The sequence below is a fragment of the Endozoicomonas acroporae genome (assembly GCF_002864045.1).
Classification (GTDB): domain Bacteria; phylum Pseudomonadota; class Gammaproteobacteria; order Pseudomonadales; family Endozoicomonadaceae; genus Endozoicomonas; species Endozoicomonas acroporae.
Genome location: NZ_PJPV01000011.1, coordinates 37,268 through 45,499, shown reverse-complemented (window position 1 = coordinate 45,499; position 8,232 = coordinate 37,268). Strand labels below are relative to the sequence as shown.

Annotated in this window: 3 protein-coding genes; all 3 read right to left on the bottom strand. The window is 50.0% G+C overall.

All coding sequences use genetic code 11. From position 1 onward, the window contains the following. A partial coding sequence (locus CX664_RS02565) for an ankyrin repeat domain-containing protein (RefSeq protein WP_180966354.1) occupies positions 1–1,526 on the bottom strand: 1,526 nt, incomplete at its 3' end. Between the two features lie 230 nt (positions 1,527–1,756). After that, positions 1,757–4,927, bottom strand: coding sequence for a hypothetical protein (locus CX664_RS02560; RefSeq protein WP_101745214.1), 3,171 nt, complete (start codon positions 4,925–4,927; stop codon positions 1,757–1,759). 8 nt (positions 4,928–4,935) lie between these two features. Next, the gene (locus tag CX664_RS02555; protein WP_180966353.1) at positions 4,936–8,232 is read right to left on the bottom strand and encodes an ATP-binding protein; all 3,297 of its coding nucleotides are present in this window, start codon (positions 8,230–8,232) and stop codon (positions 4,936–4,938) included.

The window sequence follows — 8,232 nt, the reverse complement described above, 5'->3', positions numbered from 1 at the left end:
TCGTGGAGAGCCGTATCGCCATTGTTATTCTTCTCTTTGACCAGGGAGGGGGCAATGGTTAGCAGTGTCTGGATGGCCTCTGCATGGCCTTTACTAGCCGCTAAGTGGAGAGCCGTATCGCCATATTTATCCTTCTCTTTGGCCAGGGAGCGGTCAAAGGCCAGCAATGTCTGGATGGCCTCTGTGTGGCCTTTAAGAGCAGCGTCGTGGAGAGCCGTATCGCCATTGTTATTCTTCTCTTTGACCAGGGAGGGGGCAATGGTTAGCAGTGTCTGGATGGCCTCTGTGTGGCCAGAAAGAGCAGCTGTGTGGAGAGCCGTGCGGCCATTGTTATTCTTCTCTTTGGCCAGGGAGCGTTCAAAGGCCAGCAATGTCTGGATGGCCTCTGTGTGGTCCCCAGAAGCAGCTAAGTGAAGAGCCGTACAGCCATCGTTCATCTGTTCATTGACTGAGGTTTGATAATTTTTCAGCAGCTCCTTGACGGACTCTATGTGGCCGTTCTGAGCGGCCATATGCAGGGGCGTAGCACCATCTATATGTGTTTTGACATTGACATCCACTTTCTTAGCAAGCAGTTTTCTCAGGCAATCGGTTTGCCCCCAATAAGCAGCTAAATGCAATGCCGTATTGCCGCTGTAATCAGCGATATTGAAATCCGCTCTTTCAAGCAAATAAGTCAGGTGATCTAATTTGCCCCAAAGGGCCGCTATCATTAAAGGTGTGATACCGTCGTTATCACGGGCATTAAGGTCCACTCCTCTGTTATCAGCAAGCTCACGCAGACACCCAATGTCGTTTTCCTGTTCGATGGTATAGTGTTCGAAGGTCTTGCCATTAATAAGGGTTCCAGTGATATCTATGCCCATGGCAGCACATTGTTGACAGCCCCTGGTTATGCTGATTTTGGTGGCTATATGCAGGGCTGTTTCGCCGTTATTATTGGTGGCATTTACCTTCGCTCCCTTTTCAATGAGTTTTTTCAGGCATGTTTTATCCCCATTGGCAGCGGTGATATGCAGCGGTGTTTGACCTTCCCCATCGGTGGCATTGACATCGGCACCGTGGTCGATCAAAGTCCGGGCTAAATCCGTATGCTGGTGCTTTAAGGCGACAGCTAACAGGTATTCAGGATGACCGGTGAGCGCCGAGCGGTAAGGCTGATTGGCCAACGTCTTGTCTTTGTCCAGATAACAGTTCAGCTTGCTCAGATTACCGCTACGGCAGACATTAAGCATCCGGGATTCACAATAAGGTGATTCGTCGTCATCGACGCTTTCCCCGTCCTTACGAATCAGTGGCAGTGCCGTTTGCTCGCATTCACTGCATCGGCGTTTATTAAGACTTGTTTCACTCTGCTCATCAAGGTGTCGGGTGATGCACCCCAGGTGGAAAACGTGACCTTGCGGTTTACAAGAGGTTTCCACCAGTGAGTGTCCACCAAATTGCCCTCTGATATGTTCGTCATTTATACAGATAGAAGAACAGTTAAAGCGAACATCTGCCGCGTTTACACCGACACCATTCATTACTTTAGCCCGCTATTTGACTCAAAACTTCGGGTAGGACAAAAAATCAGCAGGGTAAGTTCCACAAAAAACAGAATTTTTTAACAAGACGTATGTCGTTAAATCCAAAAGTCAGGTACGGAACCGATTTTCACAAGACAGTGGACGTTTATTCGGAATGCAAGCAATGGCATTCATGAATAAGAGGTGAAAAAATCATGCCCGCACAATTCTTCGACTAAACAAAAGCATCATGAACCGACAGAACCCACAGGAATGGGCACCAGCATTTCCTGCAGGTTTACCTTGCCAGTGTCGTCATACCCCCTGAAGCGCTTCTCACTGATCACCGCAAATCCTCTTTGCTCAAGCACTTGTTTTGCCAGGGGTGATTTCAGGGTTTGCTGGGTTAATGTGCCAAGGCTCATCAGTATCCCTTCGGATTGCAGTCGTTGCACCTCCTGGGCGATGGCCTCTTGTGTTGCCATGCTGAGCAGACTGAACCCCTGGCGACACTGCATCTTTTCCAGCCGGGTCATCCCTGTTGGCACCCGGACTTGCCTGAGGTCATGGAAGCTATTATGGATGCCACGGGTAATCCCCTTTTGCCGGTCAGTATGGCAGTCTTTATGGTCAGGGCTGGAACAGGTGTGAATGCCTGCACGGCTGGCAATAAAACGCCGGACATTATCATCCAGATAGTTTTCCATGTTCTGCAGTGGCAAGGGGGTCAGTTCAAATTTCTCTTTGATGGCTGTCCTGTCAGGTTTGAGATGATACGTCTGGATATAGGAATCCGCCCGACAGTCTCTACTATGGCTGCCAGTGACCTGTAACAGATCAGCGGCACCATGCATGGCAGCTTCCAGTTGGCGCTGGAAGTCCGGTTTCAGGGCAGGGTCACCGGTGAAATCCCTGGTGAGTTGCGACGGCAGATCCAAACGCCGGGGGTCAAACCCTGTAAGCGGGTGTCGGCCTGTGCAGAATCCCGGGAACGAGGCATCAACTCCGGTGCATCGGATAAAGTCCATGCGATCAGCAAAACGCAGTACCTGCAGATAACGGCGAACCGATGGGGAAATAGTCTGGTCGCTTTTGCCATGTACGTCGTCTTCCTTGCTGGCCAGCGCCTCGGCAATATCCTCCAGCTGTTGTTGTGGATACTGCCCCTTCAGATCCCGTTTGAAATAGTCAGCCGCCCTGGCTTCTTCATCTCGTTTGGGAACATCTTCCGCTGCAGCGTCATGATAGATAATGGCCAGCGACAACAGGTTCTTTTCAATGTCAGAGAAGTGCATTGGATCGAATTTCTCCAGCAACTCGATATACCACAACAGATTGTTCCGGGCCCGCAATACATGACTGCAGTTGTGAGCAGGCTTCCACACCACGGGCAATGTCTCACTGCCAAGGCATTGGATGACTCGCTCTGGTCCGGGACGTCGGTAATAGTGCTGTAAGAGTCTCAGAATGGTCTCTTCGTTATCTTTGGCATTGGGCAGAACCGGTGGTTGGCTGAAGGCGTCGACGATAAATTGCAACGCTGTGGGTTGCATCAATGAGGCAGGTTGGGCAGATTGACTGCCGGTAAGGCCGAAGGACTTTTGCAGTTCGTCTATTTGTTGTTGCCCTTTTTTGATATTTTCTGGCCACTGCTGATAAAAGGGCTCTTGATCCCGCCGCTCCCAGAGTTCTTTAACCCAGTGGATATAATCATCTGCACAAAGTGTTCCCAGGGATTGTTCAATGCCATTAGCGCTGGTGTCTGCTATTTTTTCCCTCACAGCGCTGAATATTTGCTCATCGGGTTCACCAAAACGAAACAGAGCCAACAAATAGTTCTTTAATTGGTCATAGGGGTGATACCCTTGAAAAGGTCGTCGAAGGACGTAGTGAAACACTTCTTGCAGTTTTGCTGAACTGAGTCTCTGGCAACGTTGATGAAATTCCAGCATGACAGCCGGATCATTAAAGAAGGGGACATCAGTAATTAAAAACCATAAATTGCCCCCCTTGTAGGATAATCCCAATGCCTTTAGACGACAGCAAAGTCTAATCGAATAAAATTCCCTTAACAGATACTTGCCATTTTTTTCATTAAAAGACACCCCGCGTCTGGCCAGCTCAGTAGATAACTGGAAAAAAACATCTTCCTCGTCAGCTGTCGCTCCCGTATGCTCTTGTTTGTTATTATACAGAGACATACTACGTCGATGATCTTTTAACCATAACGTTGTTGCTGACTGGATCAACAAATCAAGTACTGTCTGCCACCTCCCCTTGTAAAGAAACGTTTTTTGAACCGGGAAATCCTGGTCTATTAATTTCCAAATCTGGTCTATTAATTCCCTTAAGTGTTGATGATTGAAGTCCGGGTTCGTTACCAGTTTTATAATGTCCTGACATGGATACTGCATCGCTGGCAGATGCGGTTGATTCAGGGTCTTTGCTCTTAACGGCATTGGCAGAAAATTCAATACCTGCCTGAAGGTATCTTCAGCAATGATATGGGATATCGCAAAATTAGTGAGCCTGGTTTTATACAGCCCTGACTGATGACCACTGAGTTCATCCTCAAAATAAACCTCTGCCGAGCCGCTTTGCTGGGAATAAACCAGCCAGGGCAATGGGTCGATGCCAAAAGTCTCTTCTAACTGGTGTTTATCCTGCAAATGGTCGGTAATGTCTTTGCCAAGGTCCTCTTTTACAGAAAGAAAGCACTTGATTTGTGATTTTTTATACCCGGTGGTTAGCCATTCTGAATGGCGTGTTAACTTTTCATAATCTTTTTCCCTGAATTCAGGCGGTTTGAATGTGCCATCCCAGCGCAGTTTACCGGATGAAGATCCCTTATAAACGGTACAGATCCGTTTAGCTCTCTCCTCCATTTTCTTTCGCAGTGAACTGTGGTCAGGCAGGCATTTGGCAGAAAGCTCATCCGGCTTTACCGCATTGTTCTCTAAGTTGGAGGTAATGGCATTTTTTTTATAGGCAGCGAGCGTACCGGGTTTTATCAGACCAACAGAGACATGGTTCGGCCTGAGTATCGTGGGTACATCTTCCATAATCAGGATGACGGGTCTTGGTCCTTTTGGTAACTCATCCTTATGGTCAAGATAATCCGACTCTTTTTTGAATCTTGCGTGACCTGATTCCGCGGAGCTCATCCTGATCTGTCGAGCACCTAACGTGCCGACCTTCACAGCATCGAGCAATTCCTGTCTTAGCTGTTCTCTGTTACCCGGAGGCTGGCAGTGTGCAGTTTCAGGGTTGGAATGTTTGCCCGGTTGCACCGGGCAACTCTCAGGGTTGGCAAACGCTGCTGTTGAGAATGAATTTACTGCTTTTGGTAATGAATCCATATCAATAAAACTGACTGATAATGCCTCAACGCCCAAGTAGCCAGAAATATTCGATTCCATATGGCCAGCTACTTATTGTCAAAATTTTCTACCAGCTGACCAATAAAATTTTCCAGCCGGGCAATATCCATATCCGCCGTCAGCATCAGCAGGAAGCCAATCACATCGGCTAATGCCGGGTCGTTCTCAAATGAGTGCAGCGCCTGCTCCAGCGACTCCAGGTCGCCCTGCTCAAAAGCAGTAATAATGGCATGAACAAAGCTATCCATGCGCATCTCTTTGAGACTTTGCAGCAAAGCATTTTCATTCCACTCAGGTTTTGGCAGCGCAGTGACATAATCCACACCCAGTAAACAGCGGATTTTATCAAACATCAGCCCGGCATCCAGGGGCTTGCCAATGTATTCGTCAAACCCCTGAATCAACAACCGCTCCCTGGCCTCATGGCTGACACTGGCGGTCACCGCCACTGCTTTGACCGATACTTTTCCTGGCAGTTCACGAATTTTCCTGATCGCTGTCACCCCATCCATCACCGGCATGGAAATATCCATCAAAATCAGGTCAAAATCCACCTCCTTCACCGCTTCCACCGCCTGAAGGCCATTGCCGGCAGTATCAACCCTGAAACCGGCGGAGTCCAGCAACCCGGCCATCATATCCCGGTTACTTTCAACATCATCCACCACCAGCACCCGGACCCCCTGGAAGCGCTCATCCAAATGCACATAAATAGAACCGGGCAGTAGGCGCTGATGCTCTTTCAGCGCTGCAAAACTGCCCAGAACCAGCGGCAGAACAAAAATAAAACGGCTCCCCTTGCCGGGCTCACTGATAACATCAAGCTCCCCACCCATGGCCGAGACCAGCCGCCGACTGATCGCCAACCCCAGGCCAGTGCCACCGATCTGCAACCCCAGATGGACCTGCCGGAAAGGTTCAAAGACCCTCTCCAGGTCCTCATGAGCAATACCGACACCGGTGTCGCGGACTTCAAAGACAATATCATTGCCCGCCACGGACACCCGGCATTCAACCCACCCCTTAACCGTGTACTTAACCCCATTACTGAGCAGATTCAGCAGCACCTGACGAACCTTGATTTCATCCAGCATGACAATTTCCGGTAACGTGCCAATGGGCAACAGGCGTAAATCCAGCCCCTTGCTGACCGCCCTTTCCATCAGAATATTGCGCACCCCACGCAGTAACTCCAGCAATCGAACCGCAGAAGGGTGTAACTCAATCTTGCTGGACTCAATTTTGGTTAAATCGAGAATATCGTTAATCAGTGACAGCAAATGCTGGCCACTGGCCTCAATGGTGTTCAGGCTTTTTCGCTGGGCCGACGATAACGAGAGGTTTCTTAACAACAGCTGGGCATTGCCAAGCACGCCATTCAGCGGTGTTCTCAACTCATGACTCATATTGGAGAGGAACAGACCTTTGGCCAGGTTAGCCCGCTCCGCCTCTTCCTTGGCCCGCATCAACTCATGCTCAATGCGTTTGCGTTCCGTGATATCACGAACCACCATGGAGATCAGCAGTCCATCGCCGGTTTTCAGGGGGTTGCTGGTGATTTCTACCGGGAAAATCCGGCCTTTACGATCAATACCCCGGGATTCATAACCCACCAGGCACAACTGCTCCCAACTGGCTTTTTCCAGATCACCCAACAGAGGGTGCCCCGGACGGTTTTCCATTGGCGTCAGCAGGCTCAGGGGCATATTGACCAGGTCTTCCCGGTGAAAGCCAAACAGATCTTCCGTCCTGCTGTTGGCCATGCCGATAATGCCCTCCGGTGTGGCAATGATGGTTGCGTCCGGCGCGCTGTCCAGTAGCAGCTTGAATTTCTTGGTATCGCTGACCCGATCGGTAATATCATTGGCCAGCCCTTCCACCAGATATTGCCTGTCTTCCAGATCCCCGATATCGCTCCAGAAAATTTCCAGCCTGCGGATGCTGCCATTCAGATGCCGGATATCCAGCTCAAAGGTATCGCCCCATCGCCCCTGCTTGGCCTCACGAAACTGATCCCGAAAACATAATTTACTGTCCCGGTTAGCAAGATACCCGATCAATGGACGCAGAAACTCCTTCTGTGTGTAGCCCAGAATGGCCTCTATTGACGGACTGACATGGGTAACACACCCATCCTTATTGAGGTTGAAATAGAAATAGTTCCCCCTCAGCCGCTCCAGCAAATGACCGATATTGCTGGTTCTGGCCCGATGCAGTGCTTTTTCCCGGTCCGCCAGCCTGGTCACCAGTTGCTGGAAACTTTCGGTCAAACTGCCCATTTCATCCCGGCTGATATGGGTAATCACCGGCATGACCCGACGGTAGGTAAAATCATCCATGGCTCGCTTCAGGCGGATAATCGGACGGGTAATTCTCACCGATACCAGGCTGGCACAGGTAAATATCAAGGTCAGGGAGAGTAGCATCAGCAATGCATTAATCTGCGCCTGGTCAATAACCGGAGCCAGTACGGTTTCCCTCGGGGCATAACTGATCATCCACCAGGAAGCCGATTTAATCGGTGCCCCCATCAACCAGTACTCATTCTGCCGGACCGGCACCCACTTATGCCGGAAAGCGGGCTCACCTCGTTCAATCAGCTCTTCCAGGTCATGCCATAACCCCGGTGAACCGTAATAGAACTGGCTTTGATGAATGCTGTTTAACTGGTAGCGCTTCGGCGTTTCACTGTCCGTCTGCAGGTACTCTCCTGCCCCATTAACAATGGAAAAACTGGCATTTCCCGTGGTGTTTTCCACCAGCTGCTGGCGCAGATCCGCCAGGCTGATATCCATCCAGAAATAGCCATAAAGCGTGTTTTCAGAAATGACCGGGACGATATAGCTGACAATCCACCCTTTATCCGCAGACCCTCTTGGCGATGTCCAGAACCCCTCTTTCTGCTGATCCTGATTAGCCCACCAGAACTGGGCAGGAAACAGGCCGGTATCGACGCTCTCATCCAGCCGGACCCGGCACTGATTCCTGTAGGCATGAAAAACGTCCCAGTGCTGCAGGCTGCTGCCGAGCTTCACATAAGTAAAGCCGCGAACCAGAGAGTTTCTTGCCACCAGATCCGTGAGAAAGTGTTTGATCATGGCATGGTCAGTCACTGGCATCCGACTCAACATATCCCCCATAAACGAGGTCATGGTCATCAGCTGCCGGGTATGGCTGTCAATTTTGTCCGCATTATGCCAGACCTGCTCAATCAATCCTTTGGCGACCGCGTCCGTGGCCTGTTTGAGTGAGAGGTAGAGGTGGATTCCAAAGATCAGGTTGTACAGCAGCGTGACAGGCACGACAGTAAAAAAAATGATTTTTTTCCTGATAGAAAATTGCAC

Excerpts from the sequence above, each read along its gene's own strand:
- CX664_RS02560 (WP_101745214.1), bottom strand. The coding sequence starts at position 4,927 with ATGGAATCGAATATTTCTGGCTACTTGGGCGTTGAGGCATTATCAGTC.